Annotated in this window: 15 protein-coding genes; 4 read left to right on the plus strand and 11 right to left on the minus strand. The window is 65.7% G+C overall.

Annotated elements, in window-relative coordinates:
- Positions 1–186 precede the first annotated feature (186 nt).
- Positions 187–2,058, minus strand: coding sequence for an RNA polymerase sigma factor RpoD (gene rpoD / locus AC1DSN_RS02905; RefSeq protein ID WP_046969008.1), 1,872 nt, complete (start codon positions 2,056–2,058; stop codon positions 187–189).
- Positions 2,059–2,236: 178 nt separating this feature from the next.
- Positions 2,237–2,680, minus strand: coding sequence for a D-aminoacyl-tRNA deacylase (gene dtd / locus AC1DSN_RS02910; RefSeq protein WP_477329526.1), 444 nt, complete (start codon positions 2,678–2,680; stop codon positions 2,237–2,239).
- 67 nt (positions 2,681–2,747) lie between these two features.
- Between dtd and AC1DSN_RS02915 the strand changes: the two genes are divergently transcribed.
- Complete coding sequence (locus tag AC1DSN_RS02915) at positions 2,748–3,650, plus strand: LpxL/LpxP family acyltransferase (RefSeq protein WP_477294624.1); 903 nt, start codon at positions 2,748–2,750, stop codon at positions 3,648–3,650.
- Here the strand turns inward: AC1DSN_RS02915 and AC1DSN_RS02920 are convergent.
- The 4 genes from AC1DSN_RS02920 to AC1DSN_RS02935 all read right to left on the minus strand — a co-directional run bounded on the left by AC1DSN_RS02920 (position 3,625) and on the right by AC1DSN_RS02935 (position 7,883).
- Positions 3,625–3,948, minus strand: coding sequence for a tetratricopeptide repeat protein (locus tag AC1DSN_RS02920; RefSeq protein ID WP_477294622.1), 324 nt, complete (start codon positions 3,946–3,948; stop codon positions 3,625–3,627). The genes AC1DSN_RS02915 and AC1DSN_RS02920 overlap by 26 nt on opposite strands.
- The gene (locus AC1DSN_RS02925; protein WP_477294638.1) at positions 3,945–5,912 is read right to left on the minus strand and encodes an ArnT family glycosyltransferase; all 1,968 of its coding nucleotides are present in this window, start codon (positions 5,910–5,912) and stop codon (positions 3,945–3,947) included. The genes AC1DSN_RS02920 and AC1DSN_RS02925 overlap by 4 nt, the downstream gene beginning before the upstream one ends.
- A 109-nt stretch (positions 5,913–6,021) precedes the next feature.
- A complete protein-coding gene (locus tag AC1DSN_RS02930; RefSeq protein WP_063573644.1) occupies positions 6,022–7,053 on the minus strand; it encodes a CDP-glycerol glycerophosphotransferase family protein in 1,032 nt (343 codons plus the stop codon).
- On the minus strand, positions 7,050–7,883 hold the full coding sequence (locus AC1DSN_RS02935; RefSeq protein WP_213948927.1) for a glycosyltransferase family 2 protein: 834 nt from the start codon (positions 7,881–7,883) through the stop codon (positions 7,050–7,052). Before AC1DSN_RS02935 ends, AC1DSN_RS02930 begins: the two co-directional genes overlap by 4 nt.
- A gap of 74 nt (positions 7,884–7,957) precedes the next feature.
- Between AC1DSN_RS02935 and AC1DSN_RS02940 the strand changes: the two genes are divergently transcribed.
- Positions 7,958–8,788 (plus strand): glycosyltransferase family 2 protein, encoded by an 831-nt coding sequence (locus AC1DSN_RS02940; protein ID WP_477329528.1) that lies wholly within the window; start codon positions 7,958–7,960, stop codon positions 8,786–8,788.
- Here the strand turns inward: AC1DSN_RS02940 and AC1DSN_RS02945 are convergent.
- Genes AC1DSN_RS02945 through def form a run of 5 tightly spaced genes read right to left on the minus strand, consistent with a single transcriptional unit; the run spans position 8,780 to position 13,812 of the window.
- Complete coding sequence (locus AC1DSN_RS02945) at positions 8,780–9,748, minus strand: glycosyltransferase family protein (RefSeq protein WP_477294616.1); 969 nt, start codon at positions 9,746–9,748, stop codon at positions 8,780–8,782. The genes AC1DSN_RS02940 and AC1DSN_RS02945 overlap by 9 nt on opposite strands.
- Before the next feature lie 2 nt (positions 9,749–9,750).
- Entirely contained in the window at positions 9,751–11,025 is a 1,275-nt protein-coding gene (locus tag AC1DSN_RS02950) for an O-antigen ligase family protein (protein WP_477294614.1), read from the minus strand.
- A gap of 35 nt (positions 11,026–11,060) precedes the next feature.
- Positions 11,061–12,365 (minus strand): 16S rRNA (cytosine(967)-C(5))-methyltransferase RsmB, encoded by a 1,305-nt coding sequence (gene rsmB, locus AC1DSN_RS02955; RefSeq protein ID WP_477294612.1) that lies wholly within the window; start codon positions 12,363–12,365, stop codon positions 11,061–11,063.
- Entirely contained in the window at positions 12,362–13,291 is a 930-nt protein-coding gene (fmt, locus tag AC1DSN_RS02960; protein ID WP_477294636.1) for a methionyl-tRNA formyltransferase, read from the minus strand. The genes rsmB and fmt overlap by 4 nt, the downstream gene beginning before the upstream one ends.
- A 17-nt stretch (positions 13,292–13,308) precedes the next feature.
- Positions 13,309–13,812 (minus strand): peptide deformylase, encoded by a 504-nt coding sequence (gene def / locus AC1DSN_RS02965; RefSeq protein ID WP_063574272.1) that lies wholly within the window; start codon positions 13,810–13,812, stop codon positions 13,309–13,311.
- Positions 13,813–14,018: 206 nt separating this feature from the next.
- On the opposite strand from def, the gene AC1DSN_RS02970 reads away from it, so the two are divergent.
- Complete coding sequence (locus tag AC1DSN_RS02970) at positions 14,019–15,176, plus strand: LysM peptidoglycan-binding domain-containing protein (protein ID WP_213948923.1); 1,158 nt, start codon at positions 14,019–14,021, stop codon at positions 15,174–15,176.
- Positions 15,177–15,299: 123 nt separating this feature from the next.
- The coding region (locus AC1DSN_RS02975) for a DNA-processing protein DprA (protein WP_477329531.1) at positions 15,300–15,768 on the plus strand (469 nt) is incomplete at its 3' end.

Consider the following 15,768-nt stretch of genomic DNA (forward strand, 5'->3'; position numbering starts at 1 on the left):
CGGCTCCGTGTTCAATAATTAATTATGTTCACGTAACGCGAACAGAGTAAAGAACTGAACAGACGGGGTTGACGTCTGAAAGATGCCTGAAAAAAATAAGTTATTGATAGTTCGATAAATTTCATGGGGCCAAAAGAAAACGCCCGCTTGCGCGGGCGTTTTCGTCTAACCAGATGTCAAAACCAATCAATCGATATCGAGGAACGACCGCAGGGTCTCCGAGCGGCTCGGGTGACGCAGCTTGCGCAGGGCCTTGGCTTCGATCTGACGGATGCGCTCGCGGGTGACGTCGAACTGCTTGCCGACTTCTTCCAGCGTGTGATCCGTGTTCATGTCGATGCCGAAGCGCATGCGCAGTACCTTGGCTTCACGCGGGGTGAGACCAGCGAGCACGTCGCGCACGGTTTCCATGAGACCCGTTTCGGTCGCCGACTCGACAGGCGAGCTGGCGTTGGTGTCTTCGATGAAGTCGCCAAGATGCGAATCTTCGTCGTCGCCGATCGGGGTTTCCATGGAGATCGGTTCCTTCGCGATCTTCAGGACCTTGCGGATCTTGTCTTCCGGCATCTCCATTTCCTTGGCCAGTTCTTCCGGCGTCGGCTCGCGGCCGAACTGCTGGAGCATCTGGCGGGAGATGCGGTTGAGCTTGTTGATCGTTTCGATCATGTGCACCGGAATACGGATGGTGCGAGCCTGATCGGCGATCGAGCGGGTGATGGCCTGACGGATCCACCACGTCGCGTACGTCGAGAACTTGTAGCCGCGGCGATATTCGAACTTGTCCACGGCCTTCATCAGGCCGATGTTGCCTTCCTGGATGAGGTCGAGAAACTGCAGGCCGCGGTTGGTGTACTTCTTCGCGATGGAGATGACCAGGCGCAGGTTGGCCTCGACCATTTCCTTCTTGGCGCGACGGGCTTTCGCCTCGCCGACGGACATGGCGCGATTGATTTCCTTGATGTCGGTCAGCGGCAGGTACAGGGTGCGCTCGATAGCGGCGAGCTTCTCCTGTTCACCGTCGATCACTTCACGGTAGTTCTTGATGTTCGGCGACCACTTCTGGCGCTTGCGGCCCAGTTCGGCGGCCCACTCGAGGTTGCCTTCGTTCGACGGGAAGCTCTTGAGGAACTCCGCACGCGGCATCTTCACCTGCTTGACGAAGATGTCCATGAGCACGCGCTCGTGGTGACGGATGTCGTTCACCACTTCGCGCAGCTTGCGCACGAAGCTGTCGATCAGCGCCGACGGGAGCTTCAGGTTGAGGAAGGCTTCCGACATCTGCTCGCGGATCTTGGCGAGCTTCTTGTCGTTGATCTCGGCCTTGGGCGCAGTCTTCTGGAACTTGCCATGGAGCGAGCGCAGCTCTTCCATGCGGCGCTTCACTTCTTCCGGATCGGGGCCGGTCGGACCGGCTTCCTCTTCCTCGGCGACCGGCGCGCCCTCGACTTCTTCCTCTTCCTCGCCATCGGCTTCGGCGGCGGCAGCTTCGGCGGCCTCGGCGGCTTCAGCCTTGGCGGCGTCCGCGGCTTCCTCGAGGTCGGTGAAGCCAGCCAGGATTTCGCTCAGGCGGCGCTTGCCTTCCACGTGCTGGTCGTATTCCTCGAGCAGCAGCTGGATGGTGAGGGGGAAGCTGGCCAGCGCGGTCTGGACCTGGTTGAGGCCTTCCTCGATGCGCTTGGCGATGGCGATTTCGCCTTCGCGGGTCAGCAGCTCGACGGTACCCATCTCGCGCATGTACATGCGCACGGGATCCGTCGTGCGGCCGACTTCGGCGTCGACGGCCGACAGCAGGGCCACGGCTTCTTCAGCGGCGGATTCGTCATCCGTGCTGGAACCCGGCGCAGCGCCGTCGGAAATGGTGTCGGTGTCGGGCGCGGAATCATGCACCTCGATGCCGACGCCCTTGAGCACCGCCATGATGTCTTCGATCTGCTCCGGATCGACGATGTCGTCGGGCAGGTGATCGTTGATTTCCGCGTAGGTCAGGTAGCCCTGCTCCAAACCCTTGGAGATGAGCTGTTTGATTTCAGACTGCTGCTCGTGAGCTTTATTAGTCATGCCGACCGCCGCGGGTTACAGGAACCGATCAGTATAGTCATTTGATGATTTTTTGACCAGTTTTCAAGTGGATCGGGCTCATCGAGGGGACGCAAGAATCGCGCCATATGGCCGTTTCCGGCCGGGCGTCAGCGTCGCGATGAGGAGGAAAAGGGCCATGGACCCTCGTAAGGACGCCTCAGCGCACCTCCAGGCGGAAGGTGACCGGACCGTCGTTGATGAGATGTACCTTCATATGGGCACCGAAGCGTCCGATTTCCACCCCCGGGCCGTGGGCGGCGCGGGCCAGCTCGACCAGGCGGTCGTACCAGCGGCTCGCTTCGGCCGGGGGCGCGGCCGTGGTGAAGCTGGGGCGCATGCCCTTGCGCGTATCCGCGGCGAGGGTGAACTGGCTGACCAGGAGCAGGCCGCCCTCGGTATCGGCAAGGCTGAGGTTCATTTTCCCCTCGCTGTCGGAGAACACACGGTAACCGCGAAGGCGCTCGAGCATGCGGACGCACTGGGCTTCACCGTCGCCCGGCTCGACCGCGACCAGCGCGAGCAGGCCGGCGCCGATGGCACCCACGGTTTCTCCCTCGACATCGACACGTGCGGACTCCACACGCTGGATCACTGCAATCATGGGAAGGCTAACGGCGGATGGCGGCCAAGCTTAAAGGAGGCTGGCACGCGGCGGTACACTTCTCCGGATGCGTCCCGATATCTACCTCCTTTACCTCCTGCTCCGGCTGGTCAGCCTTCTTTCGCTGCGGACCGTGCACTCGGTCGGCGCCTGGATGGGCCGGCGTGCGTTGCGTGCCCACTCGCACAGCACCCATGTCACCGCCGTGAACCTGCGCCTGACCCGTCCCGAACTGACTGACGCTGAACGGGCCGCGCTCCTGGAAGAGACGATGGAAGAGGCCGGTAAGTCGGTGACCGAGGTCGCCGCCATCTGGGGCGCCGGTGCCGACCGTTCGCTCGGTCTGGTCCGCGAGGTCGTGGGGGGGGAACTGTTCGACGCCGCGCTGGCGTCGGGCAAGGGCGTGATCATCGCCGCCCCCCATCTCGGCTGCTGGGAGTTACTCAATTACTGGCTCTGCAGCAAGACCCCCATGGCTATTCTTTACCGGCCGCCACGTATCGAGGCGATCGAAGGGCTGCTCAGGAAGGTACGCGGCAAGCTCGCGCCGGAGCAGGTGCGGGCCGAAGGTGCCGGGGTCCGCACGCTGTTCAAGCGTCTTGCCGCCGGGGGCACCGTTGGCATCCTGCCGGACCAGCGGCCGCGCGAAGGCGAGGGTGTGTTCGCGCCTTTCTTCGGCGAGGAAGCCTTAACCATGGTGCTCTTGCCAAGGCTGGCGGCGCGCACGGGCGCCACGGTGCTATTCAGCTTCGCCGAGCGCTTGCCCGAGGGCGCCGGGTTCCGCATCCACGTCCTGCCGGCTCCTGAAGGAATCGACAGTACCGACCTCGGCGTGGCCTGCGCCGCGCTCAATCGCGGTGTGCAGCAGTGTGCTGAACGCGCCTTCACGCAGTACCAGTGGCACTACAAGCGCTTCAACGCGTCCGGTCGCAATCCGTACTGGATCAATCGTTCCGCGAAAGGCGCTTGAGGAAGACGGTCATCTCCTTGGCCGCCTGCATATCGCCGCGGCCCGTCGCCGCGGTAATGCCCTGCCGCCAGGCCTCCGCGGCGCCAGCCTCGTCGTCCTTCGCCAGCAGCGCCTTGCCCAGCAGTTTCCAGGCCGCGGAATAGGCGGGATCGAAGCCCAGCGCTTCGCGGAAGGCGGTGGCAGCCTCGGCATAGGCGCCATCGCCCAGATGCGCGTTGCCGATGGAGAAGCGCAACAAGGCCCCGTCGCGAACGCCGCCGATCTGGGCGCGTAATCGTTCAACGAGGGGGTCGGTCATCGCGCCGCGGTCCGCGTGCGCCAGTAATCCTGCGGATAAAGCAGCGTCGCCTGCTTCGGCTCGGGCGGCACACGGTCCATGTGCAGCGCGTTCAGCGTGGCGGCGTCCCAGATTATCAGCCAGCTAGTGCGCGAAGGCTGGATCAGCCGGGCGAAGCGGAAGGCATTGGCCGGCGGATGCTTGGCGTAGGTCACCACGAGGCCGTCGGGATGATGTCTGGCGAAGTCGTCGAGGCTGTCGCCGTCATGGACGGCGGCGTCATCATCGTCGTCATCGTTCTGCGCCGCGGCGCCGGGCAGTTCGTTGAGGCGCGCGATGGGGTGCATCAAGCGGCCGGCAAAGTGATATTGGCCGTTGTACTCGGTACCCAGATTGCCGATGGGGTGGCCGGCCGCGTCGGCCTGGGCCAGGAAGGCCGACGCTGGCGCGAGATCGTAGCGATACCACAGGCCCAGGGTGAACAAGGCATTGAGCGATACCGTGCCGATCAGTCCGGCGAAGGCCAGCCGGCGCATTTCGCCGCGGCCACGAAGCAGGAGCAAGGCCCCGAGGACGACGAAGATCACCCCGAAGAAGCGCGAGAAGGGCGCCATACCCATCAGCCAGATGTTGTCGGGGAAGCGCGTCGGCACCACCGCCGGCATCACGAACAGGACGATGGCAAGCAGGAAGGCGCCGAGCGATAGCGGCCACGTGCCGAGGGCGTAGCTCGAAGCGAGTCCCTTGTGGCGTTCGCGCAGGTCGGCCACGGCGGCCGCCACCAGCATGGTCACGCCAGCCAGCTCGGGGAGCAGGTAGTAGAGCTGCTTGCCACCGATCAGCGAGAAGGTCAGCAGGGCAGGCAGCAACCAGGCGACGAGGAATTGCAGGCCCGACTCGAGCGGCTGGCGCACCAGCGCCACGAACAGGGGAACCAGCACCAGCACCAGCAGGATCCGGTCCACCACCCGGCGGATCTGGTCCGCGTGTGCGTCAACCGGCGGGACCGCTGCTGAAACCAGCAACAGGAGCAAGGCGACGCCGGCGACAACCAGCGCCGCAACCACACCCACGCGCCAGGGGCGGCGGAACAGCGTCATCGGCAACGCCACGATGCCGCGCAGCCAGCCGCTCAGCGGAAACACGATGACCGGCAGGTAGATCAGGTAGTACCAGGCCGGCCGCGCATGATTCTGCAGGCCTTGGGTACGTTCAGACACCACGCGTCCGGCGGTCTGCGTGAAGAACAGGCGCTGGCGATACGCTTCGCCGCCGGCTTGGCCGGCGGGAATCGCCCAGGCCAGCAGGATGGCGAAGCCCAGCAACAGGCCGAGCACGCCGAAACCGTACCAGCGCGCGCGGTTGTCGCGTGCCCAGGTGTTCCACAGCGGTCCGAGCAGGAACGGGAACAGAACGTGCACCACCATCACCGGCCCCTTGGTCAGCAGGCCGAGGCCGACCATCAGGCCGAACAGCCACCAACGTGGCTCGGCGCGGGTGGTCGTGGGGGTGAGGCAGAGCAGGGCCGCCAGCACCCAGACCACGAGGAGCACCTCGTACATGATCTGCAGGCCGAACAGGAAGGCATACGCAAAGGCCATCAACAGCCACGGCGTGGCTTTGGCGACCCAGGGGCGGGTGGGAAACAGCCGGCTGGCGAGGACGGACGCCAGCACCAACTGCGCGCCGCCAAAGATCACTTCGAGGATTCGCGGCCATACGTCGTTGACGCCGAAGACGGCCCAGCCCGCATGGATCATCCAGAACAGCAGGGGGACTTTCTCGCTATACGGATCGCCGTTGATGTGCGGCACCAGCCAATGGCCGTGCGCCCACATCTCCCATGCCACGGCGAGGGTCCGCGTGGAGAACATCGGCATCGGGCCGTGGGAGAAGATGGCGAGCAGGGCCATCACCGACCACAGCGGCAGCCAGGGCCAGAGGGCACGAAGATGTTCCGAGCGGATATAGGCGCTATTGGACAAGGGCGTCGTCACCGTTGAAGGATCATGAATTCTAAACGTACGGTCAGGGGAATGGCTGACTCCACTCCTACCGCCCCGGTCGTCGCCAGAACGTGGACGCCCCGGCCGGTCAGGCCGGGCCCCAATAGCCGATGCGTCGTCGGATCTTCAGTTTGCGCCACAGATTGAGGGGCTTACGCCGCCGGTTACGCCCGCCTTCGGCAATGAACTGGTCGATCGCATCGAGCACCCGCTCGCTGGATTTGCCGTCGCGGTAGGGGTGGATGCTGGCTCCGAAGTCGTCGATGGCCTTCATCAGCTCAGGCGAACGGGCCAGTGCGCGCTCGATGGCCGGTTCGAATTGCTCCGGGGCGTCGATGTCGATCAGCTGCGGACCGGGCGCCCGGTTCTTGAAGGTCACCACCGGTTTGCCGGTGAGCAGGAACTCACTCAGCGCCGACGAGGTGTCCGAGCACATCATGTCCGCCTGGCCGAACAGGTCGAGGATATTGTCGTCGTCGGCGAAGCGCAGATGCTCGTTCGCCAGTGCGCGGTACTTGGCCGTGGTTTCCGGGTTCATCTTCGGGTGGAAGGTGACGATGAAGCGGTAGCGGCCGTCGCGCGAGAGCTCACGGACCTTGTCGTAGAGGATCTCCGCGGCGCTCCACGAAGGCGAGAACGTGGAGTGATAGAGGATGACTGGCGGCTGGCGCAGCGGAGGTACCGGTCGCGCGCCCATCTCGCCCATGAAGGGGTCGAGCTTGGGCCAGCCGGTTTCCTTCACCGCAAAATGGCCCATCTGCGCGGCGATGTCGCCAAAGGCCTTCGTGTCCTTCGGACCGGTGGTGCAGTAAAGGTCGAAGAAACCGCGGATATAAATGTGCCGGGGCTTGCCGGCATTGAAGCCGTGGAAGGTCTCCACCTTCACGCCCGGAAAGAAATGCGGCACGGCATTGCTCGAGGTGACCACCGCGATCGGATTGAACCGGCGCACTTCTTCCGTCGTGCGCAGCCAGGTCTCGCCGGCCACCAGGTCTTCGCCGCCGGGGCCGTCGAAGAACCACGCCGCCTCGTCGCCGCGTGCACGGATGGCGTCCTGCAGCGGGCGCAGGATAGCCAGCGCGTAGCGCTCCGAGCCGTAGAGGAGGTAGTGCTTCTTCATGTGGAGGTTTCCGAGCCACGGTCCAGGCCGTGACGGTGCAGGGCCGTGGCGGCGGATTCACGCGAGGCAGGGTTGTGCCGCATTTCGTAGTAACGCATGCGCTTGTAAACCGCGTAGCTGGCGGCGGTCTGGGCGATGATGAATCCGCGCCAGCCGTCGAACATCGCGAGGCGGAAGACATAATCCTTGATGAAGGCGAGCATGAAGACAAACGGCGTCTGCCACATGCGCGGCGACTTGCCTTTGTCGGACCAGTCGCGGCACTTCAGTTCGGAATAACGCAGCACCTTCAGCTGTTTCTCGACCAGGCTGGGGTTGTTCACGTGGTCGAACGGGGCGCGAAGCGTACGTGCGGGGCCGTCGAAACGCAGCGACTCGTGCACGCGCGCATCCGTCCAGCGGGCGCGACCGCGGTGCCACAGGCGAGCCATCTTCTCGCCCATCGCCGGGCGGTACCAGCGCATCGGTGCGCCCATGTAGATGGTGCGTCGGCGCAGGAAGGCCGCAGCGTCCGCACTGGCCTGGAGGGCGGGCAAGGCCGCTTCCAGCTCGGCGGCGAGCTCCGGCGAGAGGAATTCGTCGGCATCCAGGGCAAGCAGCCAGTCGTGGCTGGCCTGGGTGGTGGCGAAGTTTCGTTGCGGCCCGAAGCCGAGCCAGTCCTGGTGAACCACGCGCGCCCCGTGCGCCTGTGCGATCGCCACGGTGTCGTCGGTGCTGCCGCTGTCGACAACCACCTTTTCGGCCGCAAACGGCACGCTGTCCAGGCAGCGGGCGATCGTATGCGCCTCGTTATAGGTGATCACTACAAGGGTCAGGGGGAGGCTCGCCATCGGGAAAGTCTAACCGAATCGCCCGCGGGCCCGGACCGGGCAGGGTTAAGGCGTTCCCGTTATCCTTTGCCTCCATGCGTATGACCGTCGCCATCATCACCTACAACTGGCCCGCCGCTCTCGAGCGCGTGCTCGAATCGCTGGCCCGGCAGACCCGCCTGCCCGACGAGGTCATCGTTACCGATGATGGTTCGACCGACGAGACGCGTCGCGTTATCGAGCGGGTGGCCGCGACGTTCCCGGTGCGACTGGTGCACCTCTGGCAACCCGACGACGGTGCGCGCATGAGCCGCGCGCGCAATCGCGCCATCGCCGCCGCCTCGGGCGATTACATCATCATCCTGGACGGCGACATGGTGGCCGAGCCGCATTTCGTCGCCGACCACGAAGCCTTCGCGGCACGGGGCTGCTACGTGCAAGGTTCGCGCGTCCTCAGCGACGAAGCCTTGACCCGCCGCATGCTCGCCGACGAATCCGTCCGCGCCACGTTTTTCACGCCGGGCATCGAGCGTCGTCGCCATACCTTGCGCATGCCGTGGCTGGCGCGCTGGTACGCGAAACCAAGCCAGAAAACGCGCGGCATCAAGAGCTGCAACATGGGCTTCTGGCGCGAGGACCTGCTTGCGCTGAACGGGTTCAACGAAGGAATGACCGGTTGGGGCCGTGAGGATACCGAGCTGGTCACGCGTGCGTTCCATGCCGGTCTGCAGCGTCGTGACCTGCGCTTCAGCGCCCTCGCCACGCACCTGTACCACCGCACACGGAAGAACATCGTCGATAACCCGAACGACCGCATCCTCGACGAAACGCGACGGCTCGGCCTGGTTCGGTGTGAGATCGGTGTGGACCAGCATCTGGCGGAGTTCGCTACGCCGCCACCGGACGCACGCCCCGATTCAGCGTGAAGCGTCCAGCGCCGCACCCAGGCGCGCGGTGAAGCTAGCCTCGTTGTCGAGGTACCAGCGACGCGCATTGGCGCCGAGCGTCTCCCGCTCCGCGGCGGACATAGCGATCGCACGTTCCACCGCTTTCTCGAGCGCGGATTCGTCGAACTGCCACGTGCGTGCGAGGTGGAAGGCCTCGCCTTCGGTCGCCCGCACGGGCAAGCCGCGGCTGGCGTCGATCATCTGGTTCATCGGCGCGCCATCGCAGCTCAGTACGACGGCGGCACAGCTCATCGCCTCGACCAGGTAGTGGCCCCAGCCTTCGGTTTGCGACAGGCACAGGTGAAACGCGCACGCGTTCTGCAGGCGGCGCACCTCGGCATCCGGCAGGTGTTCGCGCACGATGCGCACGTTGGTCGCGCCGCCTTCATCTTCGGCCGTGGGGCCACCGCGAAGCACGGTGAGCATGGGCCACTCCGGGTGGCGCTTCCACACCTCGATCAGCCGTGTCGTTCCTTTAAGCTGGCTCGAGCCCGCGGCGTGGAGAAACCCGCTGGCATCCCGCGGGACCGTGGCGTCGTAACGGTCGCGGCTGCGAAAGCCGACTTCCAGCGCGCGCAGGCCAAGGTCGGTGAAGATCCGTGTGGCCTCGTGGGTCTTGGTCAGCAGGGCGTCATATCGCTCCAGGTAGCGCCGGCCGCGCGCCGATACCCATTCCGGATTGGGCATCAGCAGGTTGCGGCGCGCCAGTCCGAAACTCGCGGGGCGCACATGTTCGAGCGAGAGGTTGATGTCGAAACGGGGGGCGCCCAACAGCATGCGCAAGCGCATGCTGCGAAGTTTCCAGGCACCGTCATGCCGGCGCGAGCCCAGGCGGGAAACGGTGACCTCGTGACCGAGCTCGCGCAGGGCGTCTTCGACGACGCGGATGTCGTGGGATAGGCCGCGCTGGTTGTCCCAGGCGAGCAGGTGAATGCGCACGGTCAGGCGCTCGCGAGGGCGTCGCGTCGTCCGGCCGACGGCAGTGCCGTGGCCATGACGAAGCCGAGCACGAGGAACAGGAAGAACGAATGCGGCATGGCCCGGTAGAACACGTTGTCGGTCATGGCCGAAAGCACGTACATCGTGACCACTGCGAGGCCGGCCGTGGCCAGGGTCGCCACCCATTCGTCCCGGTCACCGAGGCGACGGACAAAGTGGACCGCCGGCAGGGCGAACAGGAGCAGCACGATGATCAGCGACGGTATGCCACCGGTGGCTGCCGCCTCCAGGTATTCGTTGTGCGGATGGTCATATTTGGCGATGGCCTGGTTGGCTTCGCCATCGGCGATGCGGGCGCGGGTGTACGCGCCGAACTGATCCACGCCGACGCCCGCGATGGGATGCTCGCTGAACGCGTCCCAGGCGGACTGCCACATCGCCATGCGCTCGCGAACCGCGCCGACGTTGTTGTCCTTGCTGAAGGTGGACATCTCGCTGCTGACCTGGCTGAACCGCTGGATCACCTGGTGGTCCAGCGCGGTCGTGGTGGTCGCGACCCCGACGACCAGCACGCCTACGAAGATCAGCGCACCACGCCACTGCCCGGTACGGCGCACGTGCACCGCGATGACAATGAGCAGGGAAGGTATGAAGGCCAGCATCGGGCCGCGGCTCTGGGTCAGGATCGCCCCGTAGACGCCCACGGCGATGGCGATGGCGTGCAACCAGCGCTCGCCTGCCACGATCCGTGGCTCCATCAACCGGATAATCGAGAACAGGGTCATGCACAGCGTGACCATGGTGAACTCGATGGCGCTCCACTCGCCGCCGTTGATTCCGTAAGCGCGTTCCACGCCCATGAGGTGGTGCTGGACGATGCACGATCCACCGAGCACAAGCGTGGTCACCGCGAAGAACGTCCAGATGCCGCGCCAATGCAGGCGCCCGGTAAATGCCGCTGCGGTGACGAGGAACACCAGGGTCTGCGCGGGAAGGTCGAGCTCGTTCCAGCCCAGGTGGTGGAAGCCGATATTGAAAACGGCATAGGCGAAACGCAGCAGGCAAATGGCGACGATCGTCCACGCCACCCGGTAGCGCAGACGGGTGTCCGCGCGCGACACCAGCAGGAAGGCGCCCGTGATCACCAACGCCAGGATCGGCAAGGCCTTGGCCTTCCAGGGAACGGACACGGCAATCGGAATGATCGCCACGAGAGCGCTCAGGAGAAGCGTTCGCCAGGAACGTGTCGGATCAGCGGCCGAAGTGGCTGCAGTCATGCATAACTTCCATGCGAATTACCTGAGATGTTACATCACCGCTTACGCAGCAAGGCGTAGTACATGCCGTCGAGATCGCCTTCGCCCGGGAGAATCTGCCAGCCGATACCGGCGGCACGACCCGCTTGCAGTGCTAACGGCATGACATCCACATCAGTCCGGCTGGCGACGAACGCTCCGACGACGCCTTCGTTCTCGGCGCGGAGGATGGAACAGGTCACGTAAAGCAGACGGCCGCCAGGGACCAGCAGGTCCCAGCAGGCGGCCAGGATGCGTTCCTGCTGGGCGATCAGCGTGGGAATATCCGCGCCGCGTCGATGCAGGCGGACGTCCGGCCGGCGGCGGATAACGCCTGTCGCCGAGCACGGCGCATCGATCATGATCCGGTCGAACGACTTGCCGTCCCACCAGCCGGAGGCATCTCCCGCGTCGCCCACGATCACCTCAGCCCGCAGGCCGAGGCGCTCGAGGTTCTGGCGTATCCGCGGGACCCGCTTCGCTTCGGATTCGACGGCGACCAGGCGGACATTCGCCCGCTCCAGTGCGTGGCAGGCCTTGCCGCCAGGCGCGGCGCAGGCATCGAGCACACGCTGGCCATCGGCAAGGTCGAGAAGATCCGCAGGTACCTGGGCGGCGCCGTCCTGAACCGCGAAGTCGCCTTGAGTAAAGCCGGGAAGGCGGGTGACTTCGGTACTGTGCGGCAATACCAGGGCATCGGCCAGCCAGGGATGAAGTTCGACCGTGAGGCCGGCGCCCGTCAGGCGGCCGATGACTTCCTCGCGGGTCGCGCGGTTGCGATTGACGCGAAGCATCAGTGGCGGCTCCTGGTTCGCCGCCGCCATGATCTCTTCCGCCTGGCCGGGCCAGTCGCGGGCAATCGCGTCGGCGAGCCAGGCGGGGTGCGCATGACGCGTCGCCGGCGTGGCATCCAGCGCCACATTCAGGGTCTCGCGTTCGCGCTGCCAGCGCCGCAGTACCGCATTGACCAGCCCTGCAAGCCGCGGGCGGCGCAATTCGCGCACGGCCTCCACCGTGGCCGCGACGGCGGCATAGGCCGGCAACTCGAGTACTTCCAGCTGGATCAGTCCGATGACGAGGAGCGCGTGGATCACCGGATCGTTGCGCCGGATCGACTTGTCCAGAAGCTGGTCGATCGCTGCGTCGAATCGTGGCCACCAGCGCGCACCCTCATTGAGCAGGGCGGTGAGCAGTGCGCGATCGCGTGAGTCGGGGAGGCGGGGAAAGGCGCGATCGGCCACCTCGCGTAGCGAGTGGCCCCGCAAGGCGATGTCGGCCAGTGCTTCGGCGGCCAGGGCGCGAACCGAAATCGGCTTATTCACGAGGCAGCCTGCTTCAGTTCCGGCCGGGCGTTGAGGTAGTCGGCAGCGCCAATCGGGCGTCCGCCGGGGCGCTGCACGGTCGTGAGGCGCAGCGTGCCACCGGCGCAGGCGATGTCGATGCCGTCGCGGGTCGCGGCCACGACCTGGCCCGGCTCGGCGCCGGACGCAAGATCGAGTGCGCGTGCCGACCAGACGCGGAGGCGCTCACCGGCGACGTCGGCCTCGGCAACCGGCCACGGGTTGAACGCCCGTACCTTTCGCTCGAGGGCGATGGCCGGAAGCTGGAAATCCAGCCGGGCCTCGGCCTTGTCGAGTTTGTGGGCGTACTCGACGCCCGCTTCGGCCTGGATGCGTGGGGCCAGCGTTTCGCCGGCCATGATGCGGCGAAGACCCTCCGCAAGGGCGTCCGCGCCCAGGAAGGAAAGACGGTCGTGCAGGCTGCCGCCGGTTTCGTCAGCGGCAATGGCGGTACGGCGCTCGATGAGGACGGGGCCCGTATCCAGGCCCGCTTCCATCTGCATGAGATCGACACCGGACTCGTCGTCACCGGCCAGGATGGCCCGCTGGATCGGAGCGGCCCCGCGCCAGCGCGGCAGCAGGGAGGCGTGCACGTTCCAGCAGCCGAGCCGGGGAATGGCGAGCACCTTGCGCGGCAGGATCAGGCCATACGCCACCACGACCATCAGGTCGGGCGCATACGCGGCCAGGCGATCGCGATCGGCTTCCGCCTTGAACGACGCCGGCTGCTCCACGGGGATGCCGGCGGCAAGCGCCGCCGCCTTGACCGGGCTGGCGGCAAGCTTGCGCCCGCGTCCGGCCGGGCGATCGGGCTGGGTGTAGACGGCCACGACCTCGGCGCCGCTGGCGCGGCAGGCTTCAAGGCAGGCGACGGAGAAGTCGGGCGTTCCGGCGAACACCACGCGCAGGGGACGCACCGGCGCGCTCAGGCGCTTGCCTTGCGCTGCTTGTCCATCCGCTTCAGGAGCATGCCGCGTTTGAGCGGCGAGAGGTAGTCGACGAAGACCTTGCCGGCGAGGTGATCCATCTCGTGCTGGATGCAGACAGCCAGGGGGCCCTCCACATCCACCATGATCTCGGCGCCCGAGGCGTCCTGCGCACGGACCTTGACGTGCAGCGCGCGGGTCACATCGGCGTAGATGCCCGGGAACGACAGGCAGCCTTCCTGGTAGACCTGCTGGCCGTCCTTCTCGAGGATTTCGGGATTGATCAGCACCATGGGCTGGTCGCGGTCGTCGCTCATGTCCGCGACCAGGACGCGCTTGTGCACGTTCACCTGGGTGGCGGCCAGGCCGACGCCATTGGCGGCGTACATGGTTTCGTACATGTCGGCCACGAACTGCTTCAGTTCGTCGTCGAACACGGTGACCGGGGCGGCGACGGTGCGCAGGCGCGGGTCGGGAAATTCCAGGATGGGTAGGGTGGACACGGTGTCACCTTGAACGTTTACGGGCCACTGTGGCGCGTCTTGCCTGGAAAAATGCGGGCAAGTCGGCGAAATCCAAGCAGCGCGACCCTGTAGGATGGCCCCGTATTCTACGCGCGCACCAGGGGCCGGGCGAGCATCCGGACGTATTGTGCCCGTTAACGATTCAGTTACACTCGCGACAGCACCGGGGAAGGGGGAAATCCCGCATGATCAAGAAGTTCGCCATGCTGCTGGGCGGCATGTTTTTTACCGTGGCCGTTTATGCCGCCGCGGCCCAGCTCCGTCCCAATCACCCGGACACCTATACGGTGCGCAAGGGCGACACGCTGTGGGACATTTCGGCGCGCTTTCTGAGCAAGCCATGGCTCTGGCCGGAAATCTGGCAGGCCAACCCGCAGGTCCAGAACCCGCACCTGATCTACCCGGGTGACGTGCTCAACCTTTCCATGAACGGTAGCGGCAACCCGCATCTCGGCCTCCAGCCGCGGGTGCGTACCGAGGGCGACGCCGTCACGGCCATCCCGCTTGCCGACCTGCGTATGTTCCTGAAGGAAATGCGTGTCATGGACGCCGACGCGGTCGAGCAATCGCCGTACCTGATCGGGTTCGAGGAAAACCATCTCCGCGGCACGCCCGGCTACAAGATCTACGCCAAGAACCTCGATTCGGCGGCGCCGGGTCAGCGTTGGGCGATCGTACGGCCGACCAACCGCTTCCGTGACCACGGTGGCGACACCGGCAACATCGACAATGTCGGCAATCGTGAGCACGGTTCGTTCGTGGCCGACGAGCTCGACAGCGACGCCTCCATGGCGCCGGGTCCGTGGCGCGAGGATACGGCCCACGACACCCACAACGGCCGGGGCACCGACCAGGGCGTCGAGGTCTCCGTCATCGGTACCGCCGAGGTCATCGCCACCAACGGCGAGGTTGCCAGCCTGATCCTGGTCGATTCGACCCTCGAGGTCCGCAAGGGCGATCGCCTGATGCAGGTCGACGACAAGCCGTACGACCCGTATTTCTACCCGCATGCGCCCAAGGCCATGCCGGCGGATCCCCGGGTGATCGGCTATACGGACGCGCTCAATGGTGTCGGCAGCCGTCAGGTGGTCTCGATTTCCGCAGGTACGGCGGACGGCATCGACAACGGCACGACGTTCACCGTGATGTCCCAGGGCGACAAGATCCCCGATGAAGTGTCCGGCAACTACAATCGCCGCGATACCTCGCCCAAGGTGCAGCTGCCCGACGAATACGGCGGTCATGTCATGGTCTTCCGTACGTTCGACCACGTCAGCTACGCCCTGGTCATGGACGCGCTGCGTCCGCTCAAGAAGGGCGACAAGCTCACCCTTCCCGAGTGACGTGCTCGGCCTGTGCCTACCTGTAGTGGGGGCGGGCTTGCTGGMAACGACGATGAAACGGCCGCCTCCTGGGCGGCCGTTTCCACTTCCGCGGGCAGCGGGTCGGGCCTCTACACTGGCCGGATGATCGATTCCGACGACCTCCGTGAGTGGCTGATCCTCCTGCGTACCCCGGGCATGAATGCCCGTCGCCTGCGCGAGGGCCTGGTGAGCCGGGGCGGTGCCGTCCCTTTGCTGCGCTGGCTGGTTCAGCACGGGGGCTCGCTCACCGCCGAAGGGCGTGGATGGATCGCCGCGCCCGACGAGGCCACCCTCGCGCGCGATCTCGCCTGGCTGGCAGCTGACGACCAGCGTCTGTTGCTGTGCACAGACGAGGATTTCCCGCCGCAACTGGAGGCTATCCCCGATCCGCCGGCCGCCCTCTTCGTCAAAGGCGACGCGTCGCTGCTCCTGCGCCCGCAGGTCGCCATCGTGGGGGCCCGCCGGGCCCAGGCGCCAGGCCTTGCCAACGCAAGGCGCTTTGCCGAAGCGCTGGCCGTGGGTGGCCTTCTGGTCACCAGCGGCATGGCCGACGGCGTCGACGGAGCTGCCC

This window comes from Luteibacter sp. P4_D7_3 (assembly GCF_056401735.1).

Excerpts from the sequence above, each read along its gene's own strand:
- AC1DSN_RS02970 (WP_213948923.1), top strand. The coding sequence starts at position 14,019 with ATGATCAAGAAGTTCGCCATGCTGCTGGGCGGCATGTTTTTTACCGTG.
- AC1DSN_RS02930 (WP_063573644.1), bottom strand. The coding sequence starts at position 7,053 with ATGAAGAAGCACTACCTCCTCTACGGCTCGGAGCGCTACGCGCTGGCT.
- rpoD (WP_046969008.1), bottom strand. The coding sequence starts at position 2,058 with ATGACTAATAAAGCTCACGAGCAGCAGTCTGAAATCAAACAGCTCATC.
- AC1DSN_RS02940 (WP_477329528.1), top strand. The coding sequence starts at position 7,958 with ATGCGTATGACCGTCGCCATCATCACCTACAACTGGCCCGCCGCTCTC.
- AC1DSN_RS02935 (WP_213948927.1), bottom strand. The coding sequence starts at position 7,883 with ATGGCGAGCCTCCCCCTGACCCTTGTAGTGATCACCTATAACGAGGCG.
- dtd (WP_477329526.1), bottom strand. The coding sequence starts at position 2,680 with ATGATTGCAGTGATCCAGCGTGTGGAGTCCGCACGTGTCGATGTCGAG.
- AC1DSN_RS02950 (WP_477294614.1), bottom strand. The coding sequence starts at position 11,025 with ATGACTGCAGCCACTTCGGCCGCTGATCCGACACGTTCCTGGCGAACG.
- AC1DSN_RS02915 (WP_477294624.1), top strand. The coding sequence starts at position 2,748 with ATGCGTCCCGATATCTACCTCCTTTACCTCCTGCTCCGGCTGGTCAGC.
- AC1DSN_RS02920 (WP_477294622.1), bottom strand. The coding sequence starts at position 3,948 with ATGACCGACCCCCTCGTTGAACGATTACGCGCCCAGATCGGCGGCGTT.